Genomic DNA, 14,459 nt, shown 5'->3' with positions numbered 1-14,459 from the left:
TTACACCTGCAGGACGGAAGAGACGAGAAGCTGCGTATAGGCATGCTGCGGATCGTCCAGCACCTGATCGGTCAGGCCCTGTTCGACCACCCGGCCCGATTTCATCACCATCAGCCGGTCGGCCAGCAGCCGCACGACGGCCAGATCATGGGTCACGATGATCACCGACAGCCCCATGTCGCGCACCAGCCCGCGCAGCAGGTCCAGCAGCCGGGCCTGCACGCTGACATCCAGACCCCCGGTGGGTTCGTCCATGAAGACCAGACGCGGCCCGGTGACCAGATTGCGGGCGATCTGCAGCCGCTGCTGCATGCCGCCCGAGAACGCCGTGGGGCGGTCGTCGACGCGGTCCTCGGCGATCTCGACCCGGCCCAGCCAGTCCACCGCCGCCGCACGGATGTCGCCGTAATGGCGGTGGCCGGTGGCCATCAGGCGCTCGCCCACATTGGCGCCCGCGCTGACGCCCATGCGCAACCCGTCGCGGGCGTGCTGATGGACATAGGCCCATTCGGTGCGCGCCAGACGGCGGCGCTCGGTCTCGGCCATCGCCAGCACGTCGCGCCCGTCATAGGTGACCGAGCCCGCATCGACGCCCTGATGCCCCGCCAGGCACGACAGCAGCGTCGACTTGCCCGAGCCGCTTTCGCCGACGATGCCCAGCACCTCGCCGGGATAGAGATCGAAGCTGACATCGGTGCAGCCGATGCGGGCGCCATAGCGGCGCTCCAGCCCCGTGACCGACAGGATGGGTTGGGTCATGTCCCTCATGCCGTGACCCCCGCCAACCGGCCCCGATGCCCCGCGCCCGTGCGGGTGGTGCAGTAATCGGTGTCCGAACAGACGAACATCCGCCCGCCGTGGTCGTCGGTGATCACCTCGTCCAGATAGCTGGCGCTGGCACCGCAGAGGTCGCAGTCGTGATCGGCCTTGCTGGGATCGAAGGGGTGATCGTCGAAATCCAGACTGACCACCTGCGTATAGGGGGGCAGCGCATAGATGCGCTGTTCGCGGCCTGCACCGAACAGCTGGATGGCCGGGCTGTCCGACAGCTTGGGATTGTCGAATTTCGGGATGGGCGAGGGGTCCATGACATAGCGCCCCTCGACCTTGACGGGATAGTCATAGGAGGTCGCGATCTGGCCGTGCCGGGCGATGTCCTCGTAGAGCTTGACGTGCATCAGCCCGTATTCCTCCAGCTCGTGCATCTTGCGGGTCTCGGTCTCGCGCGGCTCCAGAAAGCGCAGGGGCTCGGGGATGGGCACCTGATAGACGAGGATCTGGCCGTCGGTCAGGGGTGTCTCGGGGATGCGGTGGCGGGTCTGGATCAGCGTGGCCTCGGTCGTGTCGGTCGTGACCTCCACGCCTGCGGTGCGCTGGAAGAACTTGCGGATGCTGACGGCATTGGTGGTGTCGTCGGCGCCTTGGTCGATGACCTTCAGCCGGTCCTCGGGCACCAGGCAGGCGGCGGTCAGCTGCACGCCCCCGGTGCCCCAGCCATAGGGCATGGGCATCTCGCGGCTGGCGAAGGGCACCTGATAGCCGGGGATCGCCAGCGCCTTCAGGATCGCGCGGCGGATCATCCGCTTGGTCTGTTCGTCCAGATAGGCGAAGTTGTAATCGCTCACAGCAGCCCCCGTGCGGTCAGGTCGCGCTCCAGCGTCTCGGGATCGGTGAAGCGGTGCGCCGCCATCCCCGAGGCGAGCGCGCCCGCGATGTTGTAGGCGCTGTCGTCGATGAACAGGCAGTCCTCGGGTGCGACCCCCGCGCGATCGCAGAGCAGCGCGAAGATGCGGGGGTCGGGCTTGATGACGCCCTCGATCCCCGAAACGATGGTGGTGCCGAAGGCGGTGGCCAGCCGGGGATGGGTGGCCAGACCGAGGGGCCAGGTCTGGGCCGACCAGTTGGTGATCGCGTGGATGGCGTGCCCCCGCGCCCGCAGCCGGTCCATCAGCGCCCAGGTCCCCTCGATGGGGTCCGTGATCGAGGCCGCATAGCCCGGCAGATAGGCCGCGAAAAGGGCGCGGTCGTCAGGGTCCGCGATCTCGGTCGCCAGATCCGCGAAGCTTTCGCCCCCGTCGGCGCGCAGGTTCAGGGCCCGGAACCAGACCCGGTCGAGGAAGGCCTGCACGCTGTCCCGGTCGCCCAGATGCGGCAGGAAGGGGGCCACGGGGTCCCACCGGATCAGCACGTTGCCGATGTCGAAGACGAGGGTGGTGATCATTCGGCAGCCTCCTGAAGGGCGGTCCGGGCATCGGCGCGCAAGCGGCGGACCAGCTCGAGCTCGGCCTGGAAATCGACGTAATGGGGCAGCTTGATATGTTCCAGAAACCCGGTCGCCTGGATGTTGTCGCAATGGGACAGCACGAATTCGGCGTCCTGTGCGGGCGCGCCGGTGAAATCCTCGCCCAGCTCCTGCCAGCGCAGCGCGCGGTCCACCAGACTGACGGCGATGGCCTTGCGTTCGGACTGGCCGAAGCTCAGCCCGTAGCCGCGCGTGAACTGCGCGGGCTCGGTACGGCTGCCCTTGAACTGGTTGACCGTCTCGCATTCGGTCAGCTCGATCTCTCCGATCTCGATGGCGAAGCCCAGTTCGGGGACCTCCATCTCGACCGCCACGCGGCCGATGCGCAATTCGCCCACGAAGGCATGGGTGCGCCCGTATCCGCGCTGCGTGGAATAGGCCAGCGACAGCAGGAACCCCTCGTCGCCCCGCGCCAGGGCCTGCAGGCGCAGGGCGCGGCAGGCGGGCAGTTCCAGCGGTTCGCGGGTCAGGTCGGGGGCCGGGCTGTCGTCGGGGGCTATGGGTTCGATCAGCCCGTCGCGGTCCAGGATCTGCGTGACATGGGGCAGGGGCGCGGGGTCGGGCTGGCCCAAAGGCGCGGGATCCACGGCGGCGGCCTCGGCAAAGTCCAGCAGGCGGTGGGTGTAGTCGAAGGTCGGGCCCAGCACCTGCCCGCCGGGCAGGTCCTTGAACGTGGCCGAGACGCGCCGGTTCACCGCCATCGCGCCCGTGTCCAGCGGCACCGAGGCACCCAAGCGCGGCAGGGTCGTGCGATAGGCGCGGATCAGGAACACCGCCTCGATCAGATCGCCCCGCGCCTGCCGGATCGCCAGCGCGGCCAGATCGGGATCATAGAGCGAGCCCTCGGCCATCACCCGGTTCACTGCCAGCGTCATCTGCGCCCGGATCTGGGCCACCGACATCAGCGGCAGGTCCGGATCGCCGCGCCGCTCCTCGGCCAGCCAGGCATGGGCATTGTCGATGGCGCGCTCGCCCCCCTTGACGGCGACATACATCAGCAGTCCTCCACGATGGTGCTGCGCGGCAGGCAGGCCAGCCGGTCGCCGCAGGTCAGGATGACATCAAGGCCCCTCGGGAACAGCGCCCGGTTCGCGCGAAAGGCCGCCGTTTCGGGCAGGGACAGGCGGGCGTGGCCCTTGATCCCGGGTCCGGTCAGGCGGGGGCCGTCATTCTCCAGCCGGTCCAGCTCCACGATCAGCGTGGCCGAGCGGTCGGGGTAATCCGGCAGGCCCACCGGGAAGCGGTCCAGCGGCTGCAGGTCGGACCAGCGGCCCAAGGCCAGCGCGGCGGTTTCGGGGCCGCTCAGTGGGCAGCCCGCGTGAAAGCGCAGCCACTCGGCCAGGTCGGGCGCGGGGGCGGCCAGATGGACCGGACACGTCGGATCGGCCAAGAGCAGCAGGACCGTGCCCGCCGCCCGCCCCAGGGGCGCCGGAGGGGCGGCCAGCGTCAGGTCGTGGATCGTGCCGGGATGGGCCATGGCCTGCATCAGGATGCGGAAGCCTTGGGCCGACTGGATGGCGGGGTCGGTGAACCCCCCGGTCAGGGCGCTCATGCGTCTTCTCCGCGCTGCAGGGTGAAGAACTCGACCCGGGTGGCGGCGGCCTTGGCGGCGCGCAGGTCGCGGGCAGCCTGCGCCGTGGTCCGCAAGCCCTCCAGCAGGGGGGTCAGGCGCGGGGCCTCCTCGGTTTGCATCAGCGCATCCACCACCGCCGCGCGGCGGGCATGGGCGTGGCTGCGGCCCTGCACATGGCCGTGCCCCACCGTTCCGCAGTCCAGCCGGACGGCGCAGCGGGTCACCGTCATCTCGCCCAGGTTGAAGGGCGCGCCGGTCGCGCTGACGCGGCCCTGCACCATGACGGTCCCGGTCTCGGGCGCGCGCAGCATGGCGTGGGCGGGCAGGTCGGGCAGCACCTCGGCCAGCCGCTCGGGGGCCGAGCGCGCCAAGAGGGACAGCCAGTCGCGGCGGGGATCGGGGGGTGCAGACATCTTGCGAACCTGTCCAGTCTTCTATACAACTAGACAAGTGATAGCGCGATCCCCGCGCGAAGGCCCGTGAATTTTCCATGACAGACGCCAAGCCGACCCTGTGGCAATCCATCGCCGACAGCCTGCGGGCCGAGATTACCGGCGGCCATTACCCGCCCGGCGCGCGCCTGCCCTCCGAGGCGCAGCTGTCGGCCCGCTTCGGCGTGAACCGCCATACGGTGCGCCACGCCCTGTCCCATCTGATCGAGGCCGGTCTGGTCCGCCCCCGGCGCGGGGCGGGGGTCTTCGTCACCGGGCAGCCCACGGATTATGCGCTCGGCCCCCGCGTGCGGTTCTCGCAGAACCTGGCGGCGCAGGGGCGCACGGGCGCGCATCGCTTCACCCGGCTGGAGACGCGGCCCTGCGACGCGACCGAGGCGCAGGCGCTGGACCTGGCCCCCGGCGATCCGGTCCATGTGATCGAGGGGATCTCGCTGGCCGACGACCAGCCGCTGGCGCTGTTCCGGTCGGTCCTGCCCGGCTGGCTGGAGGGGTTTCCCGACCATGCCGCGCGGCTGCGCTCGATCACGGCGGCGCTGGCGGCCTGCGGTGTGGCCGACTACACCCGCGCCAGCACCCGCCTGACCGCCAAGCTGGCCAGCCCGACGCAGGCCGCGACCCTGCGGATCGCGCGGGGCGCGCCGATCCTGCGATCCGACGCGCTGAACCGCGACCTGCAGGGCCGACCCGTCGAGATGGGCCGGACCTGGTTCGCGGGCGACCGGGTGACGCTGGTGCTGGCGGAGTGAAGCGCCCCCGGCGTCACTCCCCCCGGATCAGCTTGCGGCGCAGCCAGCCCGACAGGCTGTCCATGGCGATGACCATGATCACCACCAGCAGGATGTAATAGGTCACCTTCTCCCAGTCCTGCGTGGTCTGGATGGCCTGGGTCAGCAGCAACCCGATGCCGCCGCCGGTGATCGCGCCGATGATCGTGGCGCTGCGGGTGTTGGATTCCAGGAAATACAGCATCTGCGACAGCAGGACCGGCATGACCTGCGGGATGACCCCGAAGCGGTATCGCTGGATGGCGCTGGCGCCTGTGGACCGGATGCCCTCGATCGGCTTGTCGTCGACGTTTTCCAGCGCCTCGGAAAACAGCTTGCCGAAGCTGCCGGTGTCGGTCAGCAGGATCGCCAGCGCGCCGGTCAGCGGGCCGGGGCCGAAGGCACGCGACAGGATGATGGTGAAGATCAGCGCATCCACGCCGCGCACGAAGTCGAAGACCCGCCGCACCGCAAAGCGCAGCCAGCGCGAGGGGGTGAAGTTCTGCGCCGCCAGGAAGGCCAGCGGCAGGGCCACGAAGGCCGCCCCGAAGGTGCCCAGAAAGGCCATCAGGATCGTCTCGAAGATCGCCCAGGCCACGGCGCCATGCTGCCAGATGTCGTTGGTCCAGAACTCGGACAAGGCGAGGGACAGGTTGCTCTGGTCCGCCACCAGCCGCTCGCCGCCGACGATCGTGCCCAGCACGGCGCCCGCCGACTGGCCAGAAAAGGGGCTGGAGAGGTCGAAGAAGAACATCTCCCACCCCCAGAAATAGCGCAGGGTTTCCGTGCGCGACCGGGTGGCGGTGACGCGGCCCTGATCGGTGGTGATCGTCACGCGGGCGGGGGAGGCGTTGATGAAATCGGGGACCGTTCCACCGGGCGCATCCAGCGCGATCTCCTCGCCCACCACCATCGTGACGGGGCCGTAGCCCGGGATGTCATAGGTCGTGCGCGGCCCGTCATAGGTCACCACATGGCCCGCGCCCAGGTCGATGCGGGTCACGTCGCCCTGCGTCTCGATCCAGTCGGGCACGCGGTCCTGCGGATAGACCGCGCGGTTCGATCCCTCGACGGCGACCTGCACGGTCTCGCGGCGGTTGTCGCGGGCCACATGGACCTTGTGCGTGACCATGTCCGACAACAGCACGGCGGCATTGTCCAGCCGCGCCCGCTGCGCCAGCCCCGACAGATCGAACGAGATGGCGGCATAGACCAGATAGGCCAAAATCATCGCGGGCACGGCCAGCGCCATGCGCCGCCTGCGGTCCATCATGCGGATCGTGCTGTCGCGCAGGTCGGACTGGCGCAGGTCGTTGGCGGTCAGGTCGTTTGCGGACAGGGTGGGGGCGGTCATACGCGCGCTCCGTGCGTCAGGCGGTTGCGGGCCACGCCCGAGATCTGGTCGACCACCACGATGGTCGCGAACAGCATCAGGAAGATCGCCGCCGCCTGATCGAACTTGCCCTGCCCGAAGGTCATGGCGTTGCGCAGCTCGTAGCCGATGCCGCCCGCGCCCACGAAACCCAGGATGGCCGAGGCGCGGATGTTCACCTCCAGCCGCAGCAGGCCATAGGACAGGTAGTTCGGCGCCACCTGCGGGATCACTCCCAGCCAGATGCGCTGCGACCAGTTCGCACCGACCGAGGCCAGCCCCTCGACGGGCTTCAGGTCGACGTTCTCGTTCACCTCCGAGAACAGCTTGCCCATCGCGCCCGCGGTGTGGATGGCGATGGCAATGACGGCGGGGACCGGGCCGCCGCCCAGGATGAAGATCAGGATCAGCGCGATGACGATCTCGGGGATCGCCCGGAACAGGTCCGACACGCGCCGCGCCACCGGCACCAGGCGCGGCCAGCGCGCCAGCCCGCGGGTCGCGGCCATGGCCAGCGCGCCGCCCGCCATGCAGCCCAGCAGCGTGGCGACGATGGCGATGTTCAGCGTCTCGATCATCGCGGGGATGGCATTGACCATGTGTCCGGGCAGGTTGCCGGCCTTCTCGATGGCCTCGCCGATCAGGGCGGCGGGAAAGTCGCCGACCTGATGCAGCCCCTGCCAGAAGCCCCCGGCATTGCGCCCGTCGGCCACCCGGAAGCCCGACACCATCATGGCCACGAAGATCACGACCAGCAGCCCGCCATAGATGCGGCGGCGGCGTGTCAGCGCCAGATAGTCGTGCTGGATATCGGCCAATGCCATCGCGGGTCCCCCGGAAATGCAAAAGGCCGGACCCGCGCGGGGTCCGGCCGGATTGGGCAAAAGGATCAGTTCATCTCGGCGCGGCGGATGTCGATGATGGTCTGGTATTCCTCGTGCGTGACGGGGGTGAAGCCCGCCGTCTCGCCGGCGGCCACGCCATAGGCGCAGTCGGGATCGGCCTCGTGCAGACCGGCGACCAGGTCGATCATGGTCTGCTTGACGTCGTCGGGCAGGGCCTGGCGCAGCACGACCGGGCCTTCCGGGATCGGCGAGGACTTCCAGATCTCGACGATGTCGTTCATGTCGACGATGCCACTGTCGGCGGCCTTGCGCAGCGCGCCCGAGTTGTAGCCGTCTTCCCATGCGCCCTGGCCGTCGGCCCAGGTGACGCCCGCGTCATAGTCGCCGTTGACGACCGCGATGATCGACTGCTCGTGACCGCCCGAGAAGCCGATGCGGCTGAAATACTCGCCCTCGGCCATCGAATAGCCCTCGGCGGGCAGTTCGACATTGGGGATCAGGAAGCCCGAGGTCGAGTTCGGGTCGGCGAAGGCGAAGGACTTGCCCTCCATGTCGGCGACCGAGGTGATGCCGCTGTCGGCGCGCGCGAAGCCGATGGAGTGATAGGTGTAGCTGCCGTCCAGGTTGGTCTTGACCAGCACCGGCTCGATGGCGTTCTCATCGGCCACGTAGACGGCGGCATAGGCCGAGGCGCCCAGCCAGGCCATGTCCAGCGACCCGCCCAACAGGCCCTGGATGACGCCGTTGTAATCGGCAGGGGTGAACAGGCGGACCGGCACGCCAAGCGCCTCTTCGGCATAGCCGCGCAGGCATTCGTTCGACGCCATGCGGTCCTGGGCGTTCTCGCCGCCCAGAAGGCCGATGCGGAACTCGGTGATCTCCTGCGCGTGCAGGGGGGTGGCGAAGGCGGCGGCGGTGGCCAGCAGGGTCATCAGTCGGGTCATCGGGATCGTCCTTGGTGAGGGTGGGTCAGGCCAGCATCTGCGCCGCGTATTCGGCGTCCTTGTCGGATTTCGGGCTGGAATCGGGGGTGATGGCGGTCGAGGTGGCGGATTCGTTGAAATCCGCATCGGCGCCATAGATGTCGCGCGCCACGTTGGTGGTCAGCTGTTCGGGCAGGCCGTCGAAGACCACGCGCCCGTCGCGCATGCCGATCACCCGGTCGCAATAGCGGCGCGCGGTGTCCAGCGTGTGCAGGTTGGCGATGACCATGCGGCCATCCTCGATGTTGATGCGCTTGAGCGTGTCCATCACGATCTGCGCGTTCATCGGGTCGAGGCTGGCGATGGGCTCGTCGGCCAGGATGATGCGGGGGTCCTGCATCAGCGCGCGGGCGATGGCCACGCGCTGCTGCTGGCCGCCCGACAGGGCCTCGGCCCGCTTTGGGGCCTGTTCGGCGATGCCGAGGCGATCCAGGATCTCCAGCGCGCGGACGATGTCGGCGCGGGGCCACAGGTTCAGCACGGTGGACCAGGTGGACCGGCGGTTCAGGATGCCGTGCAGCACGTTCGACACCACGTCCATGCGCGGGACCAGGTTGAACTGCTGGAAGATCATCGCGCAGTCGCTTTGCCAGGCCCGCGCCTCGGCGCCGCGCAGCGCCAGCACGTCGCGCCCCTCGACCAGGATCCGGCCCGAGGTGGCGGGGGTCAGCCCGTTCATCATCCGCAACAGCGTGGACTTGCCCGCGCCCGAGCGGCCGATGATGCCGACGAAGGCCGGTCCGTCGATGCGAAAGGACACGCGATCGACGGCAGCCTTCTGGCCGAAGAAGCGGGTCGCGTCGTGAATGTCCAGCATGAAGCCTCCGGGTGTCCTGCGTGCCGTCTAGCGGCCCTTCATGACCGTTGGCCGACGGGCGGGTGACATTGCGGTGACGAAACCGATGGGCCGGCGTCAGTGAAAATCCCGGCTGGGAAACAGCTTGCCCGCCTGCGCGCGCGGATGCTGCGCGGCGCTGCCCGCCCGGGCCGGGCGGCCGGGCCTGCCCCCGGTTCCGGGCCCGGTCGGCACCGGCTGGCCCAGGGTCGAGAGCCAGGGCGACAGGTCCTCGATCGCCTCGGCGATGACATGGACCACCGGCCCGTCGCGCTCGATCCGGCCCCGGACGCGCAGCAGGCGTCCCGCGACGACGGCGCTGCGGAAGGCCTCGTAGATGCGGGACCAGACGACGACGTTCGAGGTGCCCGTCTCGTCCTCCAGCGTCAGGAAGATCACCCCCGAGGCGGTGCCGGGGCGCTGGCGGGTGATGACGAGGCCGGTGACGGTGACCCGGCCCCGGGCCGCGTCCAGCCGGGCATGGGGCAGGCTTTCGGGCAGGCGCGGGCGCAGGACCGCCAGCGGATGGGCGCGCAGGCTGAGGCGCAGCGACAGGTAGTCCTCGATCACCGACTGGCCCAGGGTCATCGGCGGCAGCGTCACGGCGGGCTCGATCCCGCCCTCGCCATCGGCGCCGAACAGCGGCAGAGGCTTGGGCGCGCGCAGCGCCCGCGCCGCCCACAGGGCGTCGCGCCGCGTCAGGCCAAGGGCGGTGAAGGCGTCGCCCTCGGCCAGCCGCTCCAGCGCGTCGGGACGCACGCCCGCGCGGCGCCAGACGCTTTCCACATCGGGATAGCCGTTCGCGCGGGCGGCCACGATCCAGTCCGCATCCTCGTGCCGCAGCCCCTTGATCTGGCGGAACCCAAGCCGCAGGGCCAGCGCGCCGTCCCCGCGCCGTTGCAGGATATTGTCCCACAGGCTGTCGTTCACGCACACGGGCCGTACCTCGACGCCCCGGTCGCGGGCATCGCGGACCAGCTGCGCGGGGGCATAGAACCCCATCGGCTGCGAATTCAGCAGCGCGCAGGTGAAGGCCGCCTGATGGTGCCGCTTGAGCCAGGCCGAGACATAGACCAGCCGCGCGAAGCTGGCCGCATGGCTTTCGGGAAACCCGTAGGATCCGAAGCCCTCGATCTGCGCGAAGCAGCGCTGCGCGAAATCCGCGTCATAGCCGCGATCGCGCATGCCGGTGACGAAGCGGTCGCGAAACCCGCCGATGGTGCCCATGCGCTTGAAGGTGGCCAGGCTGCGGCGCAGCAGGTCGGCCTCGGCGGGGGTGAAGCCCGCGCCGACGACGGCGATCTGCATGGCCTGTTCCTGGAACAGCGGCACCCCGTAGGTGCGCGACAGGACCTTGTTCAGCGCCGGCCCCAGATCCTCGACCGGCTGCAGCCCGCGCCGGCGCGACAGGAAGGGATGGACCATGCCGCCCTGGATCGGGCCGGGGCGCACGATGGCCACCTCGCAGACCAGATCATAGAGGTTGCGGGGCCGCATCCGGGGCAGGAAGTTCAGCTGCGCCCGGCTTTCGACCTGGAACACCCCCACCGCATCGGCCCGGCACAGCATGTCATAGACCGAGGCATCGGCCTGCGGGACGTTCGCCAGATCGTGCGACAGCCCCTCGTGGTCCTTCAGCAGGCCGAAGGCCTTGCGGATCGCGGTCAGCATGCCAAGCGCCAGCACGTCGACCTTCATCAGGCCAAGCGCGTCGATGTCGTCCTTGTCCCATTCGATGATGGTCCGGTCGGCCATCGCCGCATTCTCGATCGGGCACAGCTCGTCCAGGCGGCCATGGGTGATGACGAAGCCGCCGACATGCTGGCTGAGATGGCGGGGAAAGCCGATGATCTCGCCGATCAGCCGCATGGTCAGCGCCAGATGCGGGTCGGTCGGGTCCAGCCCTGCGGCGCGCAGCCGGTCGTCCTTGGGCGCGTCCGAGGAAAAGCCCCAGATCTGCCCCGACATGGCCGCCAGCACGTCGGGCGACAGGCCCATGACCTTGCCCACCTCGCGGATCGCGGCCCGCGAGCGGAAATGGATCACCGTCGCGGTCAGCCCGGCCCGCTCGCGGCCATAGCGGTCATAGATGTACTGGATCACCTCCTCGCGCCGCTCGTGTTCGAAATCGACGTCGATGTCGGGCGGCTCGCCGCGCTCGCGGCTGATGAAGCGCTCGAAGATCAGGGTGATCGATTCGGGCGGCACCTCGGTGATGCCCAGCAGGTAGCAGATCACCGAATTGGCCGCCGAGCCGCGCCCCTGGCACAGGATGCCGCGCGAGCGCGCGAAATCCACGATGTCGTGCACGGTCAGGAAATAGGGCGCGTATCCCATGACGGCGATCAGCCCCAGCTCCTTGTCGACCCGCGCGGTGATGTCCCTTGGCGGTCCGCCCGGATAGCGCCAGCGCAGCCCCTTGGCGGCCAGCCGGGCCAGCCGGTCCTGCGCGGGCTCTCCGTCGCGCGCCTCGTCGGGATAGTGATAGGTCAGGTCGTCCAGCCGGAAGGTGCAGCGCGCGGCGATGTCCAGCGTCAGGTCCAGCGCCTGCGGGTGGCGGTGGAACAGCCGGATCATGTCGGTGCCCGATTTCAGCCGCCGCTCGGCATTGGGCAGGCGGCGCAGGCCCAGATCGTGGATCGTGCAGCCGACCCGCAGGCAGGTCAGCACATCGGCCAGGGGCCGCCGGCTGGCGCGGTGCATCAGCACCTCGCCCACCGCCACCATCGGCGCGCCCGTCGCCTGCGCCAGATCCGCCATCCGGTCCAGTCGCATCCGGTCCTGCCCGTCATAGCCAGGCGCCGCCCCCAGAAAGACGCAGCCCGGGAAGGCCCGCACCATGTGGGCGATCTCCGTGGCGACCTGCGGGGCGGCATCGGCGGGCAGGGACGAGGCCAGCGGATCGGGGGGGCGGGCGATCAGGATCAGGCCCTCGCCCCAGTCCAGAAGATCGGCGGCCGAGATCAGGCAGTCGCCCTTCTCCGCCCGCCGCTTGCCCAGAGACAGCAGCCGCGTCAGCCGCGACCAGGCGGGCAGGTCGGTGGGCAGGGCCAGCCAGTCGACCGGGCTGTCGACCAGCACCAGCCGCGCCCCCGCGATCAGGCGCGGCAGCGGCAGGTCCGAGGGGGCGGGCGCCGGGGTCTGGCCGGTGAAATGCGGCACGGTCTGGCGGCTGGAATGATCCGTGACCCGCTGCGAGCGGATCACCGGCCCCTGCGCCGCGCGGTCCGCGGGCGGGGCGTCGCCGGGCGGGGTGGCCTCGGCCGCCATCGCCTCGTCGCGTAGCCGGGTCAGTTCCTTCAGCGCCGAGAAGGCCCGGACGACGCCCGCGACCGAGTTGCGGTCGGTGATGGCGATGGCCGGCAGGCCCAGCTCGGCTGCGCGGGTCATCAGCTCCTCGGGATGCGAGGCGCCGGTGAGGAAGGTGAAGTTCGTGGTCACGCAGAGTTCGGCATAGGCCGGGGCGGAACCGGGATGCCCGGGGGCGGGACCTGCCAAGGCCGCCGGGACCTGCCTTGGGGCCGCCTGCGCCCCCGCGTCCCTGACGCACAGGGCTGCCCCGGGTGGGCCGGTCCGCGGGGGTGCGGCCTGCAGGCATGCGGCTTGCAAAGATGCCGGAGGGGCGAAACCCTCAGCCTCCTCAGCCTCCTCAGCCTCCTCAGCCTCCTCAGCCTCCTCAGCCTCCTCAGCCTCCTCAGCCTCCTCAGCCTCCTCAGCCTCCTCAGCCTCCTCAGCCTCCTCAGCCTCCTCAGCCTCCTCAGCCTCCTCAGCCTCCTCAGCCTCCTCAGCCTCCTCAGCCTCCTCAGCCTCCTCCCGCGTGCCTGTCGGGGGAGTCATGCGAATTCGCCCTGCACGGACCAGTGGTCGCGGCGGGGGGTGTGGAACATCCACAGGCGTGGGCCCTCGGCCGTCTCGATGCGCCAGTAGTTGCGCAGCCCCCCCTGCCAGGCGGGATCTTCCAGCCACCATTCCGGGGCGATCCGCTCGGGCCCGGTGGCGCGCAGGGTGGTGTATCGGGTGCGGCGCCAGCGGAAGCTGGCCGGGGGATGGCCGAAGGCGCCCAAGACCGGCTCGGGCGGGAAGATGGCGATGGGGCGCGGCGGAACCGGGCGGGGCGGTACGGGGCAGGGGTCCGGGTCCGGCGCCCCGGCGGCGGGGGCCAGGCGAAAGGTGCGCTCGGGCGTCAGGCTGGGGGCGGGATGCAGGCGCTGCACCCCCTCGAACCCGATGCGGTTGCCCAACCGTGAGATCAGGTCGGCCATGTCGTCGCGCGCCGGGCTGCCGCCCTGCGTGGTGATCTGCTCGGGGGCCAGGGGCTCGGTCACCGGGGCGCTCAGCCGCAGGGCCTCGATCCCGAAGCCCGCATCCACCTCTGCGACCTTGGCCGAGAAGAGCGCGGCGATGCGGGCGGGGTCGCGCATGGGGCGGGCCAGCCCGATCTGCACGTGAAGGGTGGAGTGGTCCACCCGGTGCAGGTCCAGCTGCAACCGCCGCGCGCCCATCCCCCGGGCGACCAGCTGCGCGCAGAGGGGGTCCAGCAGCCGTGCCAGCCCCGCCATGACATCGGCATGCCGCCCGATGGGCTCGGGCAGGGACATGCGGACACTGAACCGGACCTGCCGGGGCGGGGCGCCCACCGGCTCGGGCAGGTGGCCCGATCTGGTCCAGCCGGCGGACCAGATCGGGCCCGAAGCGCCGCGCCAGGGGCGCCCGGGGCAGGGCGATCAAATCGCCGATGCGCGACAGGCCGCTGCGGGCCAGGGCCTGCGCCATCTCGGCCTCGATGCGCAGCGCCGCCACCGGCAGCGCCGACATCCTGGGCACCAGCGCCCGGGGCGCGATGATCCCGCCGCCATGGCGGGCCTGCGCATGGGCCGCGCCCCGCGTGCAGGCGATGGCGCTGCGGGCCGCGATCCCGCCCCGGTCCAGCCGCGCCTGCAGGTCGTCCCGCAGCTCAGCCTCGCCGCCGAAGAGATGCGCGACCCCGGTGATGTCGGCGATCAGCCCGTCCGGCCCGTCCGGCGCCACCAGCGGCGCATAGCGCCCCGCCCATCGGCAGAGCGCGGCCAGCGCCGCCGCCTCGGCCTCGGGCGCGGCGGGGCGTGTCTCCAGCGCCGTGCAGATCGCCCGCGCATCCGCCAGGGCCATGCCGCGATGCAGGCCCCGCGCCTCGGCGGCGGGGTTCAGGCAGTGCAGCCGGTCGCCCCGCCCGGACCGCAGGACCAGCGCGAAGGGCCCCGGGACGGGGCGGTGCCGCAGGGCATGGTCGCTGGCCAGCCGCGGGAACCAGAGGGACAGCAGGCGACGTGCCATTCCGGATGGACCTCCGA

Annotated in this window: 14 protein-coding genes and 1 pseudogene; 2 read left to right on the top strand and 13 right to left on the bottom strand. The window is 70.5% G+C overall.

Annotated elements, in window-relative coordinates; all coding sequences use genetic code 11:
* The 6 genes from phnK to phnG are packed head-to-tail and all read right to left on the bottom strand — an operon-like array spanning position 1 to position 4,288.
* A complete protein-coding gene (gene phnK, locus E4191_RS11730; protein WP_135313567.1) occupies positions 1-759 on the bottom strand; it encodes a phosphonate C-P lyase system protein PhnK in 759 nt (252 codons plus the stop codon).
* A gap of 5 nt (positions 760-764) precedes the next feature.
* Positions 765-1,625, bottom strand: coding sequence for an alpha-D-ribose 1-methylphosphonate 5-phosphate C-P-lyase PhnJ (locus E4191_RS11725; RefSeq protein ID WP_135313566.1), 861 nt, complete (start codon positions 1,623-1,625; stop codon positions 765-767).
* Positions 1,622-2,221, bottom strand: a complete 600-nt coding sequence (locus E4191_RS11720) for an HAD family hydrolase (protein WP_135313565.1) — start codon at positions 2,219-2,221, stop codon at positions 1,622-1,624. Before E4191_RS11720 ends, E4191_RS11725 begins: the two co-directional genes overlap by 4 nt.
* Positions 2,218-3,297 (bottom strand): carbon-phosphorus lyase complex subunit PhnI, encoded by a 1,080-nt coding sequence (locus E4191_RS11715; protein ID WP_135313564.1) that lies wholly within the window; start codon positions 3,295-3,297, stop codon positions 2,218-2,220. The genes E4191_RS11720 and E4191_RS11715 overlap by 4 nt, the downstream gene beginning before the upstream one ends.
* A complete protein-coding gene (phnH, locus tag E4191_RS11710; RefSeq protein WP_135313563.1) occupies positions 3,297-3,854 on the bottom strand; it encodes a phosphonate C-P lyase system protein PhnH in 558 nt (185 codons plus the stop codon). The genes E4191_RS11715 and phnH overlap by 1 nt, the downstream gene beginning before the upstream one ends.
* Positions 3,851-4,288, bottom strand: coding sequence for a phosphonate C-P lyase system protein PhnG (gene phnG / locus E4191_RS11705; protein WP_135313562.1), 438 nt, complete (start codon positions 4,286-4,288; stop codon positions 3,851-3,853). Before phnG ends, phnH begins: the two co-directional genes overlap by 4 nt.
* A gap of 77 nt (positions 4,289-4,365) precedes the next feature.
* Between phnG and phnF the strand changes: the two genes are divergently transcribed.
* Positions 4,366-5,076, top strand: a complete 711-nt coding sequence (phnF, locus tag E4191_RS11700; RefSeq protein ID WP_135313561.1) for a phosphonate metabolism transcriptional regulator PhnF — start codon at positions 4,366-4,368, stop codon at positions 5,074-5,076.
* Positions 5,077-5,089: 13 nt separating this feature from the next.
* Here the strand turns inward: phnF and phnE (E4191_RS11695) are convergent, their stop codons facing one another.
* The 6 genes from phnE (E4191_RS11695) to E4191_RS24715 form a co-directional block, all read right to left on the bottom strand.
* Positions 5,090-6,448: a phosphonate ABC transporter, permease protein PhnE gene (phnE, locus tag E4191_RS11695; RefSeq protein ID WP_135313560.1), complete on the bottom strand. Its 1,359-nt coding sequence runs from the start codon at positions 6,446-6,448 to the stop codon at positions 5,090-5,092.
* Entirely contained in the window at positions 6,445-7,290 is an 846-nt protein-coding gene (gene phnE / locus E4191_RS11690) for a phosphonate ABC transporter, permease protein PhnE (RefSeq protein ID WP_135313559.1), read from the bottom strand. Before phnE (E4191_RS11690) ends, phnE (E4191_RS11695) begins: the two co-directional genes overlap by 4 nt.
* Before the next feature lie 65 nt (positions 7,291-7,355).
* Entirely contained in the window at positions 7,356-8,255 is a 900-nt protein-coding gene (gene phnD, locus E4191_RS11685) for a phosphonate ABC transporter substrate-binding protein (RefSeq protein WP_135313558.1), read from the bottom strand.
* A gap of 25 nt (positions 8,256-8,280) precedes the next feature.
* Positions 8,281-9,111, bottom strand: a complete 831-nt coding sequence (gene phnC, locus E4191_RS11680) for a phosphonate ABC transporter ATP-binding protein (protein WP_135313557.1) — start codon at positions 9,109-9,111, stop codon at positions 8,281-8,283.
* A 96-nt stretch (positions 9,112-9,207) separates the two neighbouring features.
* On the bottom strand, positions 9,208-12,966 hold the full coding sequence (locus E4191_RS11675; RefSeq protein ID WP_228461281.1) for an error-prone DNA polymerase: 3,759 nt from the start codon (positions 12,964-12,966) through the stop codon (positions 9,208-9,210).
* Complete coding sequence (locus E4191_RS24715; RefSeq protein WP_331459643.1) at positions 12,963-13,727, bottom strand: DinB/UmuC family translesion DNA polymerase; 765 nt, start codon at positions 13,725-13,727, stop codon at positions 12,963-12,965. The genes E4191_RS11675 and E4191_RS24715 overlap by 4 nt, the downstream gene beginning before the upstream one ends.
* Before the next feature lie 137 nt (positions 13,728-13,864).
* Here E4191_RS24715 and E4191_RS24710 point away from each other — a divergent pair, with 137 nt between their 5' ends.
* The gene (locus E4191_RS24710) at positions 13,865-14,170 is read left to right on the top strand and encodes a hypothetical protein (RefSeq protein WP_331459646.1); all 306 of its coding nucleotides are present in this window, start codon (positions 13,865-13,867) and stop codon (positions 14,168-14,170) included.
* Here the strand turns inward: E4191_RS24710 and E4191_RS24705 are convergent.
* A pseudogene (locus E4191_RS24705) lies at positions 14,059-14,442 on the bottom strand (Y-family DNA polymerase); the annotation flags it as partial. The gene E4191_RS24710 and the pseudogene E4191_RS24705 overlap by 112 nt on opposite strands.
* Positions 14,443-14,459 lie beyond the last annotated feature (17 nt).

It is taken from the genome of Paracoccus liaowanqingii (assembly GCF_004683865.2).
GTDB classification, from domain to species: domain Bacteria; phylum Pseudomonadota; class Alphaproteobacteria; order Rhodobacterales; family Rhodobacteraceae; genus Paracoccus; species Paracoccus liaowanqingii.
Note: the sequence above shows the minus strand (reverse complement) of the source record. Positions and strands in the feature narration are given on the sequence as shown.

Bases quoted from the DNA above. Each gene is read 5' to 3' on its own strand.
- phnK (WP_135313567.1), bottom strand. From the start codon at position 759: ATGACCCAACCCATCCTGTCGGTCACGGGGCTGGAGCGCCGCTATGGC.
- E4191_RS11720 (WP_135313565.1), bottom strand. From the start codon at position 2,221: ATGATCACCACCCTCGTCTTCGACATCGGCAACGTGCTGATCCGGTGG.
- E4191_RS11715 (WP_135313564.1), bottom strand. From the start codon at position 3,297: ATGTATGTCGCCGTCAAGGGGGGCGAGCGCGCCATCGACAATGCCCAT.
- phnH (WP_135313563.1), bottom strand. From the start codon at position 3,854: ATGAGCGCCCTGACCGGGGGGTTCACCGACCCCGCCATCCAGTCGGCC.
- phnG (WP_135313562.1), bottom strand. From the start codon at position 4,288: ATGTCTGCACCCCCCGATCCCCGCCGCGACTGGCTGTCCCTCTTGGCG.
- phnF (WP_135313561.1), top strand. From the start codon at position 4,366: ATGACAGACGCCAAGCCGACCCTGTGGCAATCCATCGCCGACAGCCTG.
- phnE (WP_135313560.1), bottom strand. From the start codon at position 6,448: ATGACCGCCCCCACCCTGTCCGCAAACGACCTGACCGCCAACGACCTG.
- phnE (WP_135313559.1), bottom strand. From the start codon at position 7,290: ATGGCATTGGCCGATATCCAGCACGACTATCTGGCGCTGACACGCCGC.
- phnD (WP_135313558.1), bottom strand. From the start codon at position 8,255: ATGACCCGACTGATGACCCTGCTGGCCACCGCCGCCGCCTTCGCCACC.
- phnC (WP_135313557.1), bottom strand. From the start codon at position 9,111: ATGCTGGACATTCACGACGCGACCCGCTTCTTCGGCCAGAAGGCTGCC.
- E4191_RS11675 (WP_228461281.1), bottom strand. From the start codon at position 12,966: ATGACTCCCCCGACAGGCACGCGGGAGGAGGCTGAGGAGGCTGAGGAG.
- E4191_RS24715 (WP_331459643.1), bottom strand. From the start codon at position 13,727: ATGTCCCTGCCCGAGCCCATCGGGCGGCATGCCGATGTCATGGCGGGG.
- E4191_RS24710 (WP_331459646.1), top strand. From the start codon at position 13,865: ATGCGCGACAGGCCGCTGCGGGCCAGGGCCTGCGCCATCTCGGCCTCG.